The sequence below is a fragment of the Kitasatospora sp. NPDC094015 genome (genome assembly GCF_040304075.1).
Lineage (GTDB): Bacteria > Actinomycetota > Actinomycetes > Streptomycetales > Streptomycetaceae > Kitasatospora.
In genome coordinates, this window is the sequence record NZ_JBEOUL010000006.1 from 1 (window position 1) to 19,391 (window position 19,391).

19 protein-coding genes and 1 pseudogene are annotated in these 19,391 nt (G+C 73.9%); 9 read left to right on the forward strand and 11 right to left on the reverse strand.

Features of this window, described 5'->3' with window-relative positions:
* Positions 1 to 428, reverse strand: a 428-nt coding sequence (locus ABT014_RS09500; RefSeq protein ID WP_350638110.1) for a carboxyl transferase domain-containing protein, incomplete at its 3' end; no start/stop codon positions are given.
* 389 nt (positions 429 to 817) lie between these two features.
* Positions 818 to 1,231: a PLD nuclease N-terminal domain-containing protein gene (locus tag ABT014_RS09505; protein ID WP_350638111.1), complete on the reverse strand. Its 414-nt coding sequence runs from the start codon at positions 1,229 to 1,231 to the stop codon at positions 818 to 820.
* A gap of 98 nt (positions 1,232 to 1,329) precedes the next feature.
* On the opposite strand from ABT014_RS09505, the gene ABT014_RS09510 reads away from it, so the two are divergent.
* Both ABT014_RS09510 and mqnP read left to right on the forward strand, forming a co-directional pair.
* Positions 1,330 to 2,787: a menaquinone biosynthesis decarboxylase gene (locus ABT014_RS09510; protein WP_350638112.1), complete on the forward strand. Its 1,458-nt coding sequence runs from the start codon at positions 1,330 to 1,332 to the stop codon at positions 2,785 to 2,787.
* Positions 2,784 to 3,683, forward strand: coding sequence for a menaquinone biosynthesis prenyltransferase MqnP (gene mqnP / locus ABT014_RS09515; protein WP_350638113.1), 900 nt, complete (start codon positions 2,784 to 2,786; stop codon positions 3,681 to 3,683). The genes ABT014_RS09510 and mqnP overlap by 4 nt, the downstream gene beginning before the upstream one ends.
* Positions 3,684 to 3,701: 18 nt before the next feature.
* On the opposite strand, the gene ABT014_RS09520 is transcribed toward mqnP, so the two are convergent.
* From ABT014_RS09520 to ABT014_RS09545, 6 genes and pseudogenes are all read right to left on the reverse strand, one after another.
* Positions 3,702 to 6,374 carry a fumarate reductase/succinate dehydrogenase flavoprotein subunit gene (locus ABT014_RS09520; protein ID WP_350638114.1) on the reverse strand — a complete coding sequence of 891 codons (2,673 nt, stop codon included), beginning with the start codon at positions 6,372 to 6,374 and terminating at the stop codon, positions 3,702 to 3,704.
* Positions 6,375 to 6,464: 90 nt separating this feature from the next.
* Positions 6,465 to 7,196 (reverse strand): ABC transporter ATP-binding protein, encoded by a 732-nt coding sequence (locus ABT014_RS09525; protein ID WP_350638115.1) that lies wholly within the window; start codon positions 7,194 to 7,196, stop codon positions 6,465 to 6,467.
* Complete coding sequence (locus ABT014_RS09530; protein WP_502894915.1) at positions 7,193 to 8,038, reverse strand: ABC transporter permease; 846 nt, start codon at positions 8,036 to 8,038, stop codon at positions 7,193 to 7,195. The genes ABT014_RS09525 and ABT014_RS09530 overlap by 4 nt, the downstream gene beginning before the upstream one ends.
* Positions 8,035 to 9,414, reverse strand: coding sequence for an ABC transporter substrate-binding protein (locus ABT014_RS09535; RefSeq protein WP_350638116.1), 1,380 nt, complete (start codon positions 9,412 to 9,414; stop codon positions 8,035 to 8,037). Before ABT014_RS09535 ends, ABT014_RS09530 begins: the two co-directional genes overlap by 4 nt.
* 12 nt (positions 9,415 to 9,426) lie before the next feature.
* Positions 9,427 to 9,653: pseudogene (locus ABT014_RS09540) on the reverse strand (4Fe-4S dicluster domain-containing protein).
* 60 nt (positions 9,654 to 9,713) lie between these two features.
* Positions 9,714 to 10,466: a GntR family transcriptional regulator gene (locus ABT014_RS09545; RefSeq protein WP_350638117.1), complete on the reverse strand. Its 753-nt coding sequence runs from the start codon at positions 10,464 to 10,466 to the stop codon at positions 9,714 to 9,716.
* A 302-nt stretch (positions 10,467 to 10,768) separates the two neighbouring features.
* Here ABT014_RS09545 and ABT014_RS09550 point away from each other — a divergent pair, with 302 nt between their 5' ends.
* Positions 10,769 to 11,143, forward strand: coding sequence for a VOC family protein (locus ABT014_RS09550; RefSeq protein WP_350638118.1), 375 nt, complete (start codon positions 10,769 to 10,771; stop codon positions 11,141 to 11,143).
* A gap of 63 nt (positions 11,144 to 11,206) precedes the next feature.
* On the opposite strand, the gene ABT014_RS09555 is transcribed toward ABT014_RS09550, so the two are convergent.
* Together ABT014_RS09555 and ABT014_RS09560 are read right to left on the reverse strand one after the other, a co-directional pair.
* A complete protein-coding gene (locus ABT014_RS09555; protein ID WP_350638120.1) occupies positions 11,207 to 11,950 on the reverse strand; it encodes an MOSC domain-containing protein in 744 nt (247 codons plus the stop codon).
* A gap of 108 nt (positions 11,951 to 12,058) precedes the next feature.
* Positions 12,059 to 12,799, reverse strand: a complete 741-nt coding sequence (locus tag ABT014_RS09560; protein ID WP_350638122.1) for a cyclase family protein — start codon at positions 12,797 to 12,799, stop codon at positions 12,059 to 12,061.
* A 74-nt stretch (positions 12,800 to 12,873) separates the two neighbouring features.
* On the opposite strand from ABT014_RS09560, the gene ABT014_RS09565 reads away from it, so the two are divergent.
* The 6 genes from ABT014_RS09565 (at position 12,874) to ABT014_RS09590 (ending at position 18,523) form a co-directional block, all read left to right on the forward strand.
* Entirely contained in the window at positions 12,874 to 13,524 is a 651-nt protein-coding gene (locus ABT014_RS09565; RefSeq protein WP_350638123.1) for a UbiX family flavin prenyltransferase, read from the forward strand.
* Between the two features lie 120 nt (positions 13,525 to 13,644).
* Positions 13,645 to 14,109, forward strand: a complete 465-nt coding sequence (locus ABT014_RS09570; RefSeq protein WP_350638124.1) for an Lrp/AsnC family transcriptional regulator — start codon at positions 13,645 to 13,647, stop codon at positions 14,107 to 14,109.
* Positions 14,110 to 14,114: 5 nt separating this feature from the next.
* Positions 14,115 to 15,077 (forward strand): threonine ammonia-lyase, encoded by a 963-nt coding sequence (locus tag ABT014_RS09575; RefSeq protein ID WP_350638125.1) that lies wholly within the window; start codon positions 14,115 to 14,117, stop codon positions 15,075 to 15,077.
* A gap of 110 nt (positions 15,078 to 15,187) precedes the next feature.
* Complete coding sequence (gene mqnE, locus ABT014_RS09580) at positions 15,188 to 16,351, forward strand: aminofutalosine synthase MqnE (protein ID WP_350638126.1); 1,164 nt, start codon at positions 15,188 to 15,190, stop codon at positions 16,349 to 16,351.
* Between the two features lie 163 nt (positions 16,352 to 16,514).
* A complete protein-coding gene (locus tag ABT014_RS09585) occupies positions 16,515 to 17,462 on the forward strand; it encodes a hypothetical protein (protein ID WP_350638128.1) in 948 nt (315 codons plus the stop codon).
* A 119-nt stretch (positions 17,463 to 17,581) separates the two neighbouring features.
* Positions 17,582 to 18,523 (forward strand): beta-ketoacyl-ACP synthase III, encoded by a 942-nt coding sequence (locus ABT014_RS09590; RefSeq protein WP_350638129.1) that lies wholly within the window; start codon positions 17,582 to 17,584, stop codon positions 18,521 to 18,523.
* Between the two features lie 203 nt (positions 18,524 to 18,726).
* Here ABT014_RS09590 and ABT014_RS09595 read toward each other — a convergent pair whose 3' ends face one another.
* Entirely contained in the window at positions 18,727 to 19,368 is a 642-nt protein-coding gene (locus tag ABT014_RS09595) for a TetR family transcriptional regulator (protein ID WP_350638130.1), read from the reverse strand.
* Positions 19,369 to 19,391: the final 23 nt, after the last annotated feature.

A 19,391-nucleotide genomic window follows, 5' to 3' on the forward strand; every position in this document is an offset into this window, starting at 1 on the left:
GACACCAACGGCGCACCCGCCGCGATCGCCATGTCCATGATCTTGTGGATCTTCTGCGCATGGGCCTCACCCAACGCACCACCGAAGATCCGGAAATCATGCGCGTACGTGAACACCGTCCGCCCGTGCACCGTCCCCCAACCGACCACCACACCATCGGTGTGCGGCTTCTTCGCCTCCAGCCCGAAACCCTGCGCCCGGTGCCGCCGCAACGGTTCCACCTCACGGAACGAATCCGCGTCCAGCAACAGCGCGATCCGCTCCCGAGCGGTCAGCTTCCCCTTGGCATGCTGCGCCTCGGTCGCCTTCTCACTCGGACCCCGGCGGACCTGCTCCCGAAGCTCGTGCAGCTCGGCCACCCGCCCCCGCGCGTCAGCGGGGGTCTCGGGGACCTCGTCGCCGATCGGCGCCTCGTGCAGAACCGTCATCTCGAAACCACTCCAAGTCGCGGGAACTGTCCGACAGCCGGACCTGCGGTGGGCGGCTGCTGCTGCGAACACTTCTTCACTTACGACACTACGAGGCCGGGCCGCCGCGTTTCGGCGTCGATTCCGTACAAGGTCGGGCGCCAATAGATGTGCAGCCTGAACAGAACGGCGTTGCGCACCCCGGACCGGCCCCCGCCCCTCGCACGACCGTCCGAACGGCGTTCCGGTGGTCGGACGGGAGGGGGAACCGGCTGGTCAGCGGCGTGCGAGGGGGAGAAAACGGCGCCCCGGCGGCCGGCCGGTGCCGGGGGTGCCGGGGCGGCGGGACGGGCGGTGAACGGTGCGGCAAACGGGCGGTGACTCGTAGGGAAGCGCCAAAATCCTTCTGGTCAGGCCCGAGGCCCCTGATCGGGGTCCTCCGAACCGCGCAGGTCCTCCTCGCGGCGACGCAGATCGGCCTCCCACTGCTTGAGCATGTCCTCGTGCCGCTGGTTGTCCTTGCGCAGCGACGCGAGGAACTCCGGATCGTCGTCCGGGGCGAGCTGCCGGCCGCCCGGCCGGGCCGTCCCGGGACGGCCGCCGGCGGACTCCGGGGACCACTGCGCGGCGCGGCCCCGGGCCGCGCGGCGGTCCTTGCCCACCGCGAGCCAGGCGATCGAGCCGACCAGCGGGAAGAGCAGCACGATGATCACCCAGACCACCTTCGGCAGGTACCGCACCTCCTCCTCCGGCGTGGTCAGGCAGTCGATGAAGGCCCACACCCAGAACGCGAGCGCGAGCAGGAAAGGCAGGTTCCTCAGCACGGCGGTGAACTCCCCCGGAAAGATCGGCAGCGGCCCCGGACGGCTGGAGGGGACCCTGTTGGCGGGGCCAGGTTAGTCCGTACCGGATACTGGCTGGCATGGCATACGACGATCTCCGTTCGTTTCTGAGGGCCTTGGAGCGCGAGGGAGACCTCAAGCGGATCAAGGCCGAGGTGGACCCGTACCTGGAGGTCGGGGAGATCGTCGACCGGGTGCAGAAGGCCAAGGGACCGGCGCTGCTCTTCGAGAACGTCAAGGGCGCCTCGATGCCGCTGGCGATGAACGTCTTCGGCACCGAGCGGCGCCTCGCCAAGGCGCTCGGCCTGAAGTCCCCCGACGAGATCTCCGAGAAGATCGGCGGCCTGCTCAAGCCCGAGCTGCCGAACGGCTTCACCGGCATCCGCGAGGCCTTCGGCAAGCTCGCCTCGATGACGCACGTCCCGCCGAAGAAGGTGAAGGCCGGCGAGGCCCCGGTCCAGGAGGTCGTGCTCACCGGTGACGACGTCAACCTGGACGAGCTGCCCGCCCTGTTCACCTGGCCGCAGGACGGCGGGTCCTTCTTCAACCTGGGCCTGACCCACACCAAGGACCCGGACACCGGGGTGCGCAACCTCGGCCTCTACCGCCTCCAGCGGCACGACCGGCGCACCATCGGCATGCACTGGCAGATCCACAAGGACAGCCGCAACCACGCCGCGGTCGCCGCCGCGCGGGGCGAGCGACTGCCGGTGGCGATCGCCTTCGGCTGCCCGCCGGCCGTCACCTACGCGGCCACCGCGCCGCTGCCGGGGGACATCGACGAGTACCTGTTCGCCGGCTTCGTGGCCGGGGAGCGCACCCGGATGGTCGACTGCAGGACCGTCCCGCTCCAGGTGCCCGCCGACGCCGAGGTGGTGCTGGAGGGCTGGCTGGAGCCCGGGAAGATGCTGCCGGAGGGGCCGTTCGGCGACCACACCGGCTTCTACACGCCGCAGGAGCCGTTCCCGGCGCTGACCATCGACTGCGTGACCATGCGGCGGCGCCCGCTGCTCCAGTCCATCGTGGTCGGCCGCCCGCCGACCGAGGACGGCCCGCTGGGCAAGTTCACCGAGCGGTTCTTCCTGCCGCTGCTCAAGGTGATCATCCCGGACATCGTCGACTACGACCTGCCCGAGGCCGGCGGCTTCCACAACTGCGTGATCGTCTCGATCGACAAGAAGTACCCCAAGCACGCCCAGAAGGTGATGCACGCGATCTGGGGCGCCCACATGATGTCGCTGACCAAGCTGATCATCGTGGTGGACTCCGACTGCGACGTGCACGACTACCACGAGGTCGCCTGGCGGGCGCTCGGCAACGTCGACTACAGCCGGGACCTCTCGGTGGTCGAGGGCCCGGTGGACCACCTCGACCACGCCTCCTACCAGCAGTTCTGGGGCGGCAAGGCGGGCATCGACGCCACCCGCAAGCTGCCCGAGGAGGGCTACACCCGGGACGGCGGCTGGCCCGAGATGGTCAGCTCCGACCCGACCACCGCCGCCCTGGTGACCAAGCGCTGGAAGGAGTACGGGCTGTGACCACGGCCGCTTTCGAAGCCTCCCCGAACAAGGCCAAGGCCTTCCTGCGCCTGGTGATGATCGAGCACTCGGTGTTCGCCCTGCCGTTCGCCTACATCGCCGCGCTGACGGCGATGTTCGTGAAGTACGGCGAGGTGCGCTGGGGCGTGCTGCTGCTGGTCACCGTCTGCATGGTCGGCCTGCGCACCTTCGCGATGGCCGCGAACCGGATCATCGACCGGGAGATCGACGCCCGTAACCCGCGCACCGCCGGCCGCGAGCTGGTCACCGGCGCGGTCTCGCTGCGCACGGCCTACCTCGGCTCGGCGGTCGCGCTGGTGGTCTTCCTCGGCGCGGCCGCCCTGCTCAACCCGCTCTGCCTGGTGCTGGCCCCGATCGCCGTGGTGCCGATGGTGGTCTACCCGTACGGCAAGCGGTTCACCGACTTCCCGCACGCCATCCTCGGGCTCGCCCAGGCCATCGGCCCGATCGGCGCCTGGCTGGCCGTGACCGGCTCCTGGTCCTGGGACGCGGTGGTGCTGGGCCTGGCGGTCGGCATCTGGATCGGCGGGTTCGACCTGATCTTCGCCACCCAGGACGTGGCCGCCGACCGCGCCGAGGGCGTCCGCTCGGTGCCCGCCCGGTACGGCATCCCGGCCGCCCTCTACGGCGCCCGCGGCTGCCACGCCGTCACCACCGGCCTGCTGCTCTGGTACGGGCTGCTGACCGGCGCGGGGCCGGCGTACTGGGTCGGCCTCGCCGTGGTGGCCGCCGCCTTCTGCTACGAGCACACCATCGTCAAGCCCGGTGACCTCTCCCGGCTCAACCGGGCCTTCTTCACCACCAACGGGTTCGTCGGCATCTCGCTGTTCGCCTTCACCCTGGTCGACCTGGTGATCCGCGGCCTCGGCATTTGACGGCCCGTCCCCGCACGGTCAGCGGGCGTCGCGCAGCGCCAGCCTGGCGTACGCGCGCACGTCCGCGTCCGGGTCGGCGAGGCGTTCGCGCAGCGCGGCCGAGACCTCGGGCCGGCCCGCCGCGGGGGTCAGCGCGCGCACGGCGGCCCGGCGGACGTCCATGTGCCCGTCGGCCAGCAGCTCGACCAGCCGCCCGGTGGCGCCGGCCGCGCCGAGGGCGGCGGCGGCCGCCCGGCGGACCTGCCAGGCCTCGTCCGGGGCGGCGGCCAGGGCGTCCAGCGGCGGCGGGCAGCCGATGCCCGCCGCGCCCTGGAACGCGGCGGCCCGCACCAGCGGGTCCGGGTCGGCGGCCAGCGCCCGCAGGGCGGCGGCGGCCCGACCGTCGCCGATGGTGCCGAGCCCCTCGCCGACGGCCACCCGGACCTCCCGGGCGCCGTCCCCGGCCGCCGCAGCCAGCTCCGGCGCCGCGTCCAGCGACACCAGGCCGCGCACGGCCTGCAGGCGCACCGGTACGGCGGGGTCGGCCAGGGCGGTCGCGAAGCCCGCCACCGAGCCGGTGCGCAGCACCCGGGCCAGCTCCAGCGCCCCGGCCCGCACCTGCGGGTCGTCCGAGCCGGCGGCGGTGCGCAGGGCGGGGCCGAGCGAGCCGTCGAGCACCTCGACCAGCTCCCGCAGGCCCGCCACGGCCGCGGCCCTGACCTGCTGGTCCGGGTCGTCCAGGGCGGCCGCCAGGGCCGGTCCGGTGCCGGGCGGTGCGGCCTCGGTCAGCACGCCGACGGCGGTGCGCCGGACCTCGGCGGCCGGGTCCCGCAGGTAGCCGGCGAGCTGGTCGAGGGTGGGCTGGTCCTCGCCGAGCCGCAGCAGGTCCCGCAGCCGGGGTGAGGCGGGGGCGGTGGCCGCGGTGTCCGGGGCGGCAGCGGGGGCGGCGGCGCCGGTGCGCCCGACCGGGACGGGGTGCACCTCGCCGAGCACGGTGACCGGGAGGTCGGGCGGCTCCAGGCCCTCGACCGGCACCAGGTAGGGGGCGACCGGGCGGGTCAGGAACTCCATCGCGCCGGCCGCGTTCCTGCGCAGGTTGAGGTGGCTGAACCAGCGCTCGTCGTCGCGCCCCGGGTGGTCGATCCGCTCGTGGTAGAGGCCCCAGCGGCTCTCGGTGCGGGCCAGCGAGGAGCGGGCGGCCATCTCGGCGCAGTCCCGGATGAAGTCGACCTCGACGGCCCGCATCAGCTCGTGCGGGGTGCGGGCGCCCAGGCCCGCGATCTCGCCGCGCATCCGCTCGAAGTGGTCCAGCGCGACGGAGAGCCGGGCCCCGGTCTTGGGCGGGGCGACGTAGTCGTTGACGAACCGGCGCAGCTTGTACTCGACCTGCGGCTGGGGCGGGCCGTCCGGGTGCCGCAGCGGGCGGTAGACCAGGGCGTGGGCGGCCGCGACCTGGTCCTCGGGCAGCTCGGCGCGCTCGACGGGCAGGTGCGCGGCCGCGTGGCCGCCGGCCAGGTCGCCGAAGACGAAGGCGCCGATCATGTAGTTGTGCGGGACGCAGGCCAGGTCGCCGGCCGCGTACAGGCCGGGGACGGTCGTGGCGGCGTTCTCGTCCACCCACACCCCGCTCGCCGAGTGGCCGCCGCACAGACCGATCTCGGAGATGTGCATCTCGACGTCGTGGGTGCGGTAGTCGTGGCCGCGCCCGGCGTGGAAGGTGCCCCGGCTGGGGCGTTCGGTGGTGTGCAGGATGGACTCCAGCGCCTGGATGCTCTCCTCCGGCAGGTGGGTGGTCCGCAGGTAGACCGGACCGCGGTCGGAGGCCAGCTCGGCGGCGAACTCGGACATCATCTGCCCCGACCAGTAGTCGGAGTCGACGAACCGCTCGCCGTGCCGGTTCACCTGGTAGCCGCCGAACGGGTTGGCGACGTACGCGCAGGCCGGCCCGTTGTAGTCCTTGATCAGCGGGTTGATCTGGAAGCACTCGATCCCGCTGAGCTCGGCGCCCGCGTGGTAGGCCATCGCGTAGCCGTCGCCCGCGTTGGTCGGGTTCTCGTACGTGCCGTAGAGGTAGCCGCTGGCGGGCAGGCCGAGCCGGCCGCAGGCCCCGGTGGCCAGCACCACCGCGCCGGCCGAGACGGTGACGAACTCCCCGCTGCGGGTGTCGAACCCGGCCGCGCCGACCGCCCGGCCGCCGGAGGTCAGCACCCGGACCGGCATCACCCGGTTCTCGATGGTGATCCGCTCCCGCATGTGCCGCTGCCGCAGCACCCGGTAGAGCACCTTCTTGACGTCCTTGCCCTCCGGCATCGGCAGCACGTAGCTGCCCGACCGGTGCACCTGGCGGACCTGGTACTCGCCGTGCTCGTCCTTCTCGAACTTCACCCCGTACCGCTCCAGCCGCTGCACCATGGCAAAGCCCCGGGTGGCGGTGCGGCGCACGGTCCGCTGGTCGACGATGCCGTCGTTGGCGCGGGTGATCTCGGCGACGTAGTCGTCCGGCTCGGCCCGGCCGGGGACGACGGCGTTGTTGACGCCGTCCATCCCCATCGCCAGCGCCCCCGAGTGCCGTACGTGCGCCTTCTCCAGCAGCAGCACGTCGGCCCCGGCCTCGGCGGCGGTGATCGCGGCCATCGAGCCGGCGGTGCCGCCGCCGACGACCAGCACGTCGCAGCGCAGCCGGCGGGCGTCGGCGAGGTCGGGGATCTGCATGGCGCGGCCTTTCGGGCGGGGGAGGGCTTCGGAAGGGGTCCGGGAGGGTGTCGGGAGGGTTTCCGGGCGGGCGGTGCGGGGGCGGGCGGGTCAGCCGGCGAGCTCGGCGAGCACCCGCTCGCGCAGCCGCAGCACGGCCGGCGCGGTGCGGGCCGCCGGGTCGCGCGGGTGCGGCACGGGGTGGACGGCGGCCAGCGTGCCGCCGCCGAGCACGGCGACCCGGTCGCCGAGCAGCAGCGCCTCGTCCACGTCGTGGGTGACGAAGACGACCGTGCAGCGCTCCCGCTCCCGGACGGTCAGCAGCAGCTGCTGCATCGCGGCCCTGGTCTGCGCGTCGAGCGCGCCGAACGGCTCGTCCATCAGGACCGCCCGCGGCGCGCCGACCAGGGCCCGGGCGAGCTGGACCCGCTGGCGCTGGCCGCCGGACAGCTCGCGCGGCAGCCGGTCCTGGTGGTCGCCCAGGCCGACCCGCTCGATCCACTCCGCCACCGGGCCGCGGCGCCGGGCCCGCGGCACCCGCCGGACCGCCAGCGGCAGTTCGACGTTGCGCCGGACGCTGCGCCAGGGCAGCAGGCCGTCCTCCTGGAACACCAGGGCCCGATCGGCGGACGGCCCGCGCACCGGCGAGCCGCCGGCCAGCAGTTCCCCGCCGGTGGGCGTCAGCAGCCCGGCCAGGGCGCGCAGCAGGGTGGACTTCCCGCCGCCCGAGGAGCCGACCACGGTGAGCAGCTCGCCCGGCTCGACCGCCAGGTCGACGCCGCTGAGCACCGGGTGGCCGGGGTGCCCGAGGCTGAGGCCGCGGGCGGTCAGGGCGAGGCTCATGTGCTGCTCCCCGGGTGCGGCGGCAGCCAGCGGGTGAGCCGGCGGCCGAGCAGTTCGACGGCGCCGGAGGTGAGCCACCCCAGCAGTCCGATGGTGGCCATGCCGACGAAGACCCCGGGGTAGTCGACCACGGTGTACGCCTGCCAGGTGCGGTAGCCGACGCCGTACTGGCCGGAGACCATCTCGGCGGAGATGACGCAGATCCAGGACACCCCGATGCCGACGGACAGCCCGCCGACCACCCCGGGCAGGGCGCCGGGCAGCACCACGCTCGCCAGCACCCGGACGCGGGTGCCGCCCATGGTGCGGACGGCGTCCTCCCAGGCCGGGGGCACGGCCCGGACGGCGTGCCGGGTGGCGACGGTGACGGGGAAGAACGCGGCGGCGAAGGTGATGAAGACGATGCCCTGCTCGTTCTCCGGGAAGAGCATGATGGCGACCGGGACCAGCGCGATCGCCGGGATCGGCCGGACGACTTCGAGCACCGGCCCGAGCAGGTCGGCCGCGAGCCGCGAGCGGGCGGTCAGCACGCCGGCGGCCACCCCGAGGGCGGCGGCCAGCAGGAAGCCGCTGCCGATCCGCCGCAGGCTGTCCGCCAGGTCCGTCCAGTACTGGTCGGTGCCGAGCTGCTGCCCGAAGGCCTGCCAGACCTGGACGGCGGTGGGCAGGTGGTCGAAGCGCACCCAGAGCCGGACGTGCCGGGCGGTGAGCAGCTGCCACAGGCCGGCGAAGGCGGCCAGGGCGGCGGCCCGCAGCGCCCGACGGCGCCAGGGGCCGGGCCGGCGGGGTGCGGGCGGCGCCGCGGGGGTGGTGGCCGGCGGGGCCTGCTGGAGGGTGGTCACGAGGCGGCCAGCGCTTCCTGGTAGCTGAGTATGCGGGCGCCGGGGTGGGCGGCCAGGTAGCCGCGGGCGCCGTCCTCGGTGGTGAAGGGCAGCAGGGCGGCGCCGTCCTGGACCCACTGGTCGCGGTCGGCGAACCAGCGGGTGCCGGTGGCCGCGTCCGGGACGTACAGGGCGCGCGCCGGCCGGCCGGACCGCTTGACGGCCTTCAGCAGGCAGCCGGGGTCGGCGGCCGGGTGGGTGGTCTCCTCGCCCTGGTACCAGATCTCGCCTGCCGTCGCCGGGTCGGTGACGGGCCGTCCGCAGACCTCGTCGGTGCCGGTGATCCGGGCGGCGGGGATCTCCGGCAGGTCGGCCCGCTGCAGCGGGGCGGGGTCGACGAAGCGGTCGAGGTCGAGCGCCTTCAGCACACCGACGGAGGCCAGGAAGGGCACGTCCTCGCGCAGCGCCGCGAGCAGGTCGGGGCGCAGGCCGGTGGCGAAGGTGGCGATGCCGTTCGGGCCGTTGTAGAGGTGGACCACCTCGGGCGGCAGCCCGGTCGCGGCGGCCACCTCGCGGCTGGCGTCCAGCGGGTGCTCGTTGAGGTAGCGGGTGGCGTCGGCCTGGGCGCGCAGGAAGGCCTGGACCACCTCGGGGTGCCGGGTGGCGTACGCCTGCCGGACCACCACGCCGTGCAGGGTGGGCCGGGCGAGTGCGGCGCCGTCGTAGAGCAGCCGGGCGTCGCCGGCGAAGACCACCGCGCCGGGCCAGGCGACGAACTGGGCCAGCGCGTCCACGCTGCCGGCGGTGAGGGCGGAGGCGCCGACGGCGGGCTGCTGGTTCTGCTTCCGGACGGCGTCGTCGGGGACGCCGGCCTTGCGCAGCGCCTGGACCAGGGTGCCGTCGGCGGCGGAGCCGACCGAGGTGGAGACCTTGCGGCCGCGCAGGTCGGCCAGCGTGCGGGCGGGGGAGCCGGTGGGCACGACCACGCTGTTGAGCGCGCCGAGCAGGTTGTAGCCGGTGACCGAGATCAGCCGGGTGCCGGGGCCGCCGGCCTCCTGGGCCCGGGAGCCGTTGATCAGCAGCGGGTAGTCGCCCATCGAGCCGATGTCGATCTTGTCGGCCAGCATCTGGGCGGTGATCGGCGCCCCGGAGTCGTAGTCCTGCCAGCTGACCCGGTAGGTCTTCCCGTCCTTGCGCCCCTGCTCGGCGAGCTGCTGCTCCAGATAGCCCCGGGCGCGCAGCAGGGTGCCGGCGGTGACGGTGTTGATGGTCTTGGACTGGTAGCCGACCACGACGTCGACGGTGCTGCCGGGGCCGGCGGTGGAGGAGCAGCCGACGGCGCCCAGCAGGGCGGCTGCGGCCAGGGCGGCTCTCCGGCGGTACTTCGGGCGAGGCATTCTGACGGCTCCTCAGCGCAGCAGGTAGGGCATGTTGACGGTGACCGCCCCGGTGGGGCAGCGGGCGGCGCAGGGGCCGCAGTACCAGCACTCGTCCACGTGCATGTAGGCCTGTCGGTGTCCGGGTCGATGGCCAGCGAGTCCAGCGGGCACATCTCGACGCAGAGGGTGCAGCCGGCGACGCACAGCGAGGCGTCGATGGTCACGGGCACGTCGGAGCGGTGGTCGGCGAGTGCCATCGGGTCAGTCCCTGGGGTGGGTCGGGCCGATCGGCGGGCGATCGGCGGCGGGGTGCGGGCCTACGGGAGGTCGCGCAGCAGTCGGCCCTGCATGGCGATCCGGTCGCCGCAGAAGCGGACGTACTCCAGGTCGACGGGCCGGCCGTCGGCCAGCGTGGTGAGCCGCTCCAGCATCAACAGGGCGGCGCCGCGCGGCACTTCGAGAACGGTGGCGGAGTGCGCGTCGGCGTTGACGGCCTCCAGGGTGATGTCGGCCCGGCCGAGCGGGTGGCCGGTGAGCTCCTCGATCAGCCGGAAGATGTCCTGGTGGGCGAGGTCGGCCCGGTCCAGGGCGGCACCGATGTCGGGGGCCAGGTAGGTGAGGTCGAGCGAGAGCGGCAGCCCGTTCAGGCGGCGCAGCCGTTCGACGTAGACCACCTCGGCGCCGTCCGGCAGGCCGAGCCGGCGGGCCACCGGGCCCGGGGCGCGGACCGGGCCGAGGGCGCGGACCTCGTTGACGACCTCGCCGTGCTCGTGCAGGGTCTCGGCGAGGCCCTGCAGGCGGTTCAGGCCGTGCGGCACCTTGTCGGCGACCGCGAGCGTGCCCGAGCCCGGCACCCGGCGGACCAGGCCCTCGGCGCGCAGCAGGTCCAGGGCTTCCCGGATGGTGTTCCGGGTCTCGCCGAACTCCTCGGCCAGCGCGTCCTCGTGGGGCAGCGGGCCGGCCGCCCAGACCTCGTTCAGCACCTGCCGGCGCAGCACGTCCGCGACCTGCCGGGCCCGGTCGGCGCGCAGCCTCCGGGGTCCGGGGCGGGACGGGTTCTCGCTGCTCATCAGGTCTGCTCCGGGGTCGGGCGGCGGCGTTCGGCAGAACCCTAGGGCGGCACGCGGGGGTTTTGGGTTGCCGCAGCATTACGCCACCTGACGGGCCGTCCGACCCCGCTCCGACCTGGGCGGCAGGGCCGCGGCGGAGGCGAACCGCCACCTCGGACGGCGCCCGGACGGCACCCGGACGGCACCCGGACGGCGCCCGAGCGGGCCGGCCGCGTCCTGCCCCGGCGCCCGCCCCGGGCGGGGGATCATGGCGGCAGGGGCCGGTGTCCCGGTCCGTCCATGACCGCGGAGAGGTGGAACCGATGATCGGCAAGCTGCAGTGCGTGGTGCTGGACTGCCACTACCCGGCGGGGCTGGCGCACTTCTACGCCGCCCTGCTCGGCGGCGAGGTCGACCGCCCGGACCCGCGCTGGGAGCTGGACGAGGAGTGGTCCACCGTGCACGTCCCGGGCGGGATGGTGCTGGCCTTCCAGCGGGTCGAGGACTTCCGGCCGCCGATGTGGCCGGACCCGGCCCACCCGCAGCAGCTGCATCTGGACATCGAGGTGGCGGACCTGGACGAGGGCGAGGCGAGGGTGCTGGAGCTCGGCGGCGTGCACAAGTTCAGCGAGGAGTCGTGGCGGGTGTACACGGACCCGGCCGGCCATCCGTTCTGCCTGGTCCGGCACGCGGCCTGAGCGCCGGCGGTCCGGCGCCGGCGCTGGCGGGTCGGCCGGGCCGGGGCGGGTCGGCTCGGACGCTCAGCCCAGCGCGAGCCGGTCGCCGATCCGGATCCGGCCCGGGCGGCCGACGGTGGCCAGGGCGCCGAGGCGGGTGCCGTGGGCCTGGGCGATCGCCTTGAGGATCTCCGGGGCGTGCGGCAGCCCGGGTTGGGCGGCGCCGGCCGTCGCGCAGCGCTCGACGGCGCGCACGAACGCCAGCCGGGCGCCCTCCGGCCCGCCGCCGTCCGGTCCGGCATCCTCCTGGCCGAACCAGCCCTCGCGGCCGAACCAGCCGTCCTCGACGAAGGCCGGGGTCCCGGGCGGGGTGCGCAGCAGGATGTTGGGGCGGAAGCGCCGCTCGTCCACCACGGCGGACGGGACGGCCGTGCGGACCCAGTCCAGGGTGGCGGTGGTGAGCACGCTCACCGGGAGCTGGTCGAGGTGCGGGACGGCGTCCTCGCGGGCCAGTTCGACGTCCTCGCGCTCCAGGTAGGCGCGCAGGAAGGCGTTCGGGTCGCCGACCGGGCTGCCGAGCGGGTCGAACAGCTCGGGGGCGTCGATCCGGCTGCCGAGCCGCGAGCCGAGCCGCAGCAGGCCGTCCATCCGGCGGAAGCGACGGGAGTTCTTGCCCGAGCCGAGCTTCCCGGCGCCGTCGCGGACGGCGTAGAGGCGGTCGCCGGCGAGACCGCGCCCGTCGACCTCGACGGCGTCGAGCGGCTCGCCGCCGGTGGATTTCACCGGGTACCGCCAGAGCCGCTCCACGACTCCGATGATCTCTGCCATGGCGCGAGCCTAGCGGCGGGCCCCAGGTTGGTCTAGACCTATGCAGGGGCGGCGCGTGGGCCCGGCCCAGGGGCGGTGCGCGGGCCCGGCCGGGACGGACCGGCCGCCTCAGCCCAGCCGGGCGACCGCCCGCACCGGGGCGCCGTCCGCGGCCACCAGCCGGAGCGGGAAGAGCGAGACCTCCAGCGCCCGGCCGGCCGCCTGCGCCGCCAGCAGCGCGGACAGGTCGGTCAGGTTCTCGGCGATCACCGCGCCGCCGGCCGGCCCGAGCAGCACCCGGTGCGCCGCCAGCCCCGGCTCCTCGGGTGCCGGGTCGTGCTCGTCCGTCAGCTGCGCCAGCAGCTCGGCCACCGCCGGGTCGGCGGGCCCGGGGTCGGGCGTGCGGTCCACCGAGAGCGCGTCCACGCCCACGGTGCGGATCCCGGCCGCCACCACCGCCTCGGCGGCCGGCACGCTCAGGTAGGGGTGCGCCAGGTAGCGGTCGGTGCCCCAGTACCGGGGCCAGCCGGTGGCCAGCAGCAGCACCGTGCCCGGGGCGGCGCGCTCCAGCGCGGGCGCCAGCTGCTGCGCCGTCACCGCCGACCGTGGCGCCAGCCCGCGCAGGTCGGCGACCACGGCCGGGCCGGTGAACAGCTCCAGCGGCAGCCCGTCCAGGGTCGGCCAGGTGACGTCCACGTGGTACGGCGCGTCCACGTGCGTGCCCGACTGCGAACCCAGGTGCAGGCCCAGTACGTTCACCCCGTCGGCCGCCGAGGTCAGCGCGGGCCGCAGCTCCACCTCGGGGTCGCCGGGGTACACCGGCATCCCGGTGACCACCGGATGCGTGAGATCGATCAGCGTCGCCACCATGCGGCCCATCCTCCCCCAGCCCCCGGCCCGCCCGGGCGCGGTCGGGCGGCTCGGACAAGGCCTAGGGTGCCGGTATGAGTGATCAGGTGCGGCAGCCGTGGGTGGTCGGGGTCTCGGGCGCGTCGGGGACGCCGTACGCGGCGTCGGTGATCCGGGCGCTGCTGGCGGCCGGCGAGGCGGTGGACCTGGTGGTCAGCCGCGCGGCCCGGCTCACCATCCTGGACGAGACCGGCATCGCCTTCCGGGACGCCCACTGGCGCGCGGACCTGACGGCCTGGACCGGGGTCGAGGACCTCTCCGCGGTCCGGTACTGGGCGGCCGGGGACTTCGCGGCCGGCCCGTCCAGCGGCTCGTACCCGGCCAAGGGGATGTTGGTCGTCCCGGCCACCACCGGGGCGGTCGCCGGGATCGCCCTGGGCCTGTCCAAGGACCTGCTGCAGCGCGCGGCCGCGGTGACCCTGAAGGAGCGCCGGCCGTTGGTGGTGTGCCTGCGCGAGACGCCGCTCGACGGGGGGACGCTGCGCCATCTGGTCGACCTGGACGCCCGGGGCGCGGTGGTGCTGCCGGCCTCGCCGGGGTTCTACGCGGGCGGCTCCACCGCCCGTGAGCTGGTCGACTTCGTGGCCGGGCGGGTGCTCGACGCGGTCGGGGTGCGGCACGGGCTGTACCGCCGTTGGGAGGGCGAACTCGGCGGGGCGGTGAAGGCACCGGGCCGGGCTGGGTGAGCGGGCGGTGAACGGGAGAGTATGTTCTTTGCGATATCCGGGTCGATCCGCGTGTAACGCCTTTGATTTCGGATAATGATCAGTGGGTCTGGAGAGGTTCGGAAGGACGCGGGCAGGCATATGGACTCAGTGGACAGACAGCTCATCCAGGCGCTCCGGGAGAACGGCCGCGCCTCGTACGCCGAGCTGGGCCGGCTGGTCGGCCTGTCGGGCCCCAGCGTGACCGACCGGATCAACCGGCTGGAGCAGGCCGGAGTGATCACCGGCTACCGGGCGACCGTCAACCCGGCCTCGCTGGGCTACGGCGTGACCGCGCTGATCGGCCTTCAGCTGACCGACGCCGCCGACCACGAGGACGTGGCGCACCGGCTGAAGGACCTCCCGGAGGTGGAGGACTGCTGGTTCATCGCGGGCGACGACTCGTACATGCTCAAGGTCCGGGTGCCGGACGTGGAGGGCCTGGAGTCGGTCGTCAAGCGGATCTCGGGGACCAAGGGTGTGGCCCGGACCAGGACCACGGTGGTGCTCTCCACCAAGTGGGAGAACCGGGTGAGTGAACTGCCGTTGACCGAAGTGGGGGAGTGAGCGGGATGTCGCTGGTCGGACTGGAGGAGCTGCGCGCGGCGCAGCAGCGGATCGCCGGGGTCGCGGTGCGCACCCCGCTGCTGCCGTGCCCGTGGGCGGCGGACGGCACCCGTGCGCTCTGGCTCAAGCCGGAGGGCCTCCAGCCCACCGGGGCGTTCAAGATCCGCGGTGCCTACAACCGCCTCGCCTCGCTGAGCGAGGCCGAGCGGGCCCGCGGCGTGGTCGCCCAGTCCAGCGGCAACCACGCGCAGGCGGTGGCCTACGCGGCGGGGATCCTCGGCATCAAGGCCGTGATCGTGATGCCCGACACCTCACCGGCCGTCAAGGTCGAGAACACCCGCGCGTTCGGCGCCGAGGTGGTGCTGGTCGCCCCCGGCGAGCGGGACGTGCTGCCGGCCGAGCTGGTGGCCCGGCACGGGTACGTGTGGGTGCCGCCGTACGACGACCCGTACATCATCGCCGGGCAGGGCACGGTCGGCCTGGAGATCGCCGAGGACGCCCCGGACGAGCTGGACACCGTGCTCGTCCCGGTCAGCGGCGGCGGCCTGATCTCCGGTACGGCGGCGGCCCTCAAGCTGGCCTGCCCGGGCGTGCGGGTGATCGGGGTGGAGCCGGAGCTGGCCGCCGACGCGCAGGCCAGCCTGCGCACCGGGCGGCACGTCGCCTGGCCGGTCGCCGACACCTACCGGACGATCGCGGACGGCCTGCGCACCCCGTCGGTGGGCGAGCTGCCGTTCGAGCACCTGCAGGCCTACGTGGACGACATCGTGACGGTCTCGGAGGACGAGATCCGCGCCACCGTGGCCCTGCTGGCCCGCCGCGGCCGGCTGGTCGCGGAGCCCTCGGGCGCGGTCGCGGCGGCGGCGTACTTCCACCGCGCGGCTGAACTGGAGGGCCGGGTCTTCGCCGCCGTGGTGAGCGGCGGCAACCTCGACCCCGCCCTGCTCGCCGAGCTGCTCGCGCTCTGATCCCGGCCGGGGCGCCCGCGGCGCCCCGGCGCCCCCTGGGGCCCCGGCCGGGTAGCGGGGCGTAGTCTCAGGGGCGGCACTGATCGGAAGTCGAGGAGGCGGAGCACCGCATGGACGCAGGGCTCAAGCGCGAGCTGGAGGCGAAGGTCTACGCGGGTGAGCGACTGACCCGCGAGGACGGCATCGCGCTCTACGAGAGCGACGACCTGGCCTGGCTGGGCGGCCTGGCGCACCACGTGCGCACCCGCAAGAACGGCGACGTGGTCCACTTCAACGTCAACCGCCACCTCAACATGACCAACGTCTGCGCCGCCTCCTGCGCGTACTGCTCGTTCCAGCGCAAGCCGGGCGAGAAGGACGCCTACACGATGCGGATCGAGGAGGCGGTGAAGCTCGCCAAGGCGATGGAGGTCGACTCCCTCACCGAGCTGCACATCGTCAACGGCCTGCACCCGACCCTGCCGTGGCGCTACTACCCGCGCTCCCTGCGCGAGCTGAAGGCGGCGCTGCCGAACGTCTCGCTGAAGGCGTTCACCGCGACCGAGATCCACTGGTTCGAGCGGATCAGCGGCCTGTCCGCGAGCGAGATCCTGGACGAGCTGATCGACGCCGGCCTGGAGTCGCTGACCGGCGGCGGCGCGGAGATCTTCGACTGGGAGGTCCGCCAGCACATCGTCGACCACGAGACCCACTGGGAGGACTGGTCGCGGATCCACCGCCTGGCGCACGAGAAGGGCCTCAAGACCCCGTGCACCATGCTGTACGGGCACATCGAGGAGCCCCGGCACCGGGTCGACCACGTGCTGCGGCTGCGCGAGCTCCAGGACGAGACCGGCGGCTTCCAGGTCTTCATCCCGCTGCGCTACCAGCACGACTTCCACGACTCCAAGGACGGCGTGGTCCGCAACAAGCTGATGGCGCGCACCGAGATGGCCACCGGCGCCGAGGCGCTGAAGACCTTCGCGGTCTCCCGGCTGCTCCTCGACAACGTGCCGCACGTCAAGGTCTTCTGGGTGATGCACGGCGTCACCACCGCGCAGCTGGCGCTCAGCCACGGTGCGGACGACATGGACGGTTCGGTGGTCGAGTACAAGATCACCCACGACGCGGACAACTTCGGCACGCCGAACAAGCTCGGCCGCGCCGATCTGCTCGACCTGATCCGGGACGCCGGTTTCCGCCCGGTCGAGCGCAACACCCGCTACGAGGTCATCCGCGAGTACGACGGCCCGGACCTGCAGCGTCGCGAGGCCCCGCAGGCGATGCGCCTCTGATCCCGGCCCGCAGGCCCCCCGACCGTGCCGGTCGGGGGGCCTGCGGCAGTCCGGGACGGCCCGCTCGCGCCGGGACCGTTCATGAAAGTGGGCGCGTATGCTCACAGGCTCACCACACGCCACGGCTTTCGCATCGGCCCGTGGTTTTGGAAGGATCGTCCGCATGTCCGGTACCCGCCGCGCCACTTCGCACCGCCGCTCGGCCCCCGCCCCCGCCGCGGGGCGGGGTGAGCCGGCGGCGCAGGCCCGGGCCGAGCAGTCCGGCCCGCGCAGCAGCGGGCGGCGCCGGCGGGCGAAGCCCAAGCGGCGGGGCGGGAAGCTGACGGTGGGTGCCGCGATGCTGCTGGCCGCCGCGGCGGGCTGGTTCGCGGTCGGCCCCGGGCGGAGCCTGCCCGAGTCGATAGCGGCGGGTTCCCCGGACCGGACGGGCCCGGACACCGGCTCCCCGCAGGCGGGCGACCCGGCCGCCGGCCGTACCGAGGCACCGGCCGCGGACCGCTCCACCCGCACCGAGGGCGGCCTGGCGGCGATCGCCGGGCTGGGCCCGGGGTGGATGGCCAAGGTGCCCGCCCAGACCAACCAGCTGGTGCTGGTCTCCGGCCAGGGCAAGGACTCCTCGGACTCCACCGTGACGATCTGGACCCGCACCCCGGACGGCCACTGGCAGGCGGGCCAGAGCTGGCCGGCCCACAACGCGCTCAAGGGCTGGACCGAGAAGCACACCGAGGGCGACCTGCGCAGCCCGATCGGGATGTTCTCGCTCAGCGACGCCGGCGGCCGCAAGGCCGACCCGGGCGGCAAGCTCCCGTACACCCAGGACGACAACTTCGTGATGGGCGGCCGGGGCTTCAACGGGGAGCCGCTCGCCGGGTCCTTCGACTACGTGGTGGCGATCGACTACAACCGGGCGACCGGCCGCTCGCCGCTGGACACCGCCAAGCCCGAGGGCAAGGCCAAGGGTGGCGGGATCTGGATCCACCTGGACCACGGCGGCCCGACCCACGCCTGCATCTCGCTGACCGAGGACCACATGGTCGAGCTGATCAAGACGCTCGATCCGGCCGCCCATCCGATGATCGCCATGGGGGATTCGGCCGCGCTGGCCACCTGACCTGGGTCGTCGGGGCCGGGCGCGGCAAGGGGTGTTGTCCGGCCCCTACAGCTTCCGCCACCGGATCCTGTCTGAGGGCGTCACCGCCCGACCCGTCGGTAACCGGGTTGAGTTGCGGTATGACCGCCTCCCGCATCGTGTCGCTCGGCCACTACCAGCCGCCCAAGGTCCTCACCAACGACGACCTGGCGAAGCTGGTCGACACCGACGACGAGTGGATCCGCTCCCGGGTGGGCATCCGCACCCGGCACATCGCGGTCGACGAGACCCTGGTCGACCTGGCCACCGAAGCCGCGCAGAAGGCGCTGGCCGGCAGCGGTTTCCAGGCCGCCGAGATCGACCTGGTGGTGGTCGCCACCTGCACCGCGATCGAGCGCAGCCCCAACACGGCCGCCGCCGTCGCCGCCCGGCTCGGCGTGCCCTCCCCGGCCGCGTACGACATCAACACGGTCTGCTCGGGCTTCTCCTACGCGCTGGCCACCGCCGACCACGCGATCCGGGCCGGTTCGGCCACCCGGGCGCTGGTGATCGGCGCGGAGCGGATGTCGGACACCATCGACTGGACCGACCGCTCCACCTGCGTGATCTTCGGGGACGGCGCCGGCGCGGCCGTGGTCGAGGCGGTGCCGGACGAGCAGTCCGGGATCGGCCCGGTGGTCTGGGGCTCCACCCCGGAGAAGGGCGACGCCGTGGTGATCACCGGCTGGGACCCGACCATCAGCCAGCAGGGCCAGGCGGTGTTCCGCTGGGCGACCACCGCGATCGCCCCGCTGGCCCGGGAGACCTGCCGCAAGGCCGGGCTGGAGCCGTCCGAGCTGAAGGGCTTCGTCGCGCACCAGGCCAACCTGCGGATCATCGACGCGATCGCCGGCAAGCTCGGCGCGCCGGACGCGGTGGTGGCCCGCGATGTGGTGGACTCGGGGAACACCTCCGCCGCCTCCATCCCGCTGGCGCTGTCCAAGCTGGTCGAGCGGGGCGAGCTGGTCTCCGGCGACCCGGTCCTGCTCTTCGGCTTCGGCGGCGGTCTGGCCTACGCCGGCCAGGTGGTGCGCTGCCCGTAGCGGCGCGGCCGTACCCGCACACGCCCGTGGGGCGGCCAGGACCGACGCGGTCCGGGCCGCCCCACGGGCGTGCTGGGCTCGTTGGTGCGCGCGTCACGGTACGTCGGCGGACCTCCCCCGAGGACACGGCCGCCGTCCGACACACCCCGGACAGGAGGCCGGGAGCTGCGCGCTGGATGGACGGGTGGTGGGTGCGGGCCTCGCTACTTGGGCGGCTTCTTCCCGGCGACGCCCAGGTACACCTGGAGCGCCAGGTTGGGCTTGAGGTCCTTGACCTTCACGCCCCAGGAGGTGAACGCCTTCTGATGCTCGGCCGCCGCGGCCAGCAGCGAGACCAGTGCGCCGGCGAATGCTGCCGGATCAACCGATTTGTCGGTCTTGCCCTGGTTCGCCTTCACCGCCTCGGCCAGCGGGCCGGCCACCGAGTTGAGGACCTTCATGCGGAGCTTGAAGAACCGCTTGTCCCCCTCGGCTGCACCGAGAGTGACGACGCGCAGAATGGCGTCGTTCTTGCGCCAGAAGGCGAGGAATCCGTCCACCAGATCTTCCGAAGTGGTGTAGCCGGTCTTTCCCGCCCAGGACTTTCCATCGACGAGCTCTTTGAGCCCGCCGCTGTCCTCGGCCATTTCCTCTGCGATCTCGAGGACAGCGCCCTCGACATCCGGGAAGTACTGGTAGAAGGTCGCGGGGGAGGTACCCGCCATACGGGCGACGTCGATGACCTTGACGTCCCGATACGGCGACGTGCTGAGCATCTCGCGGAGGCAGTCGAGCAGCTTCTGCCGCGTCTCCTGTCCGCGTCGCCCGGCGACGCGACCGTCGACGGTGCGAACTTGTCCTGTCATGCCGTCAGCTTACCGTGGCGAGA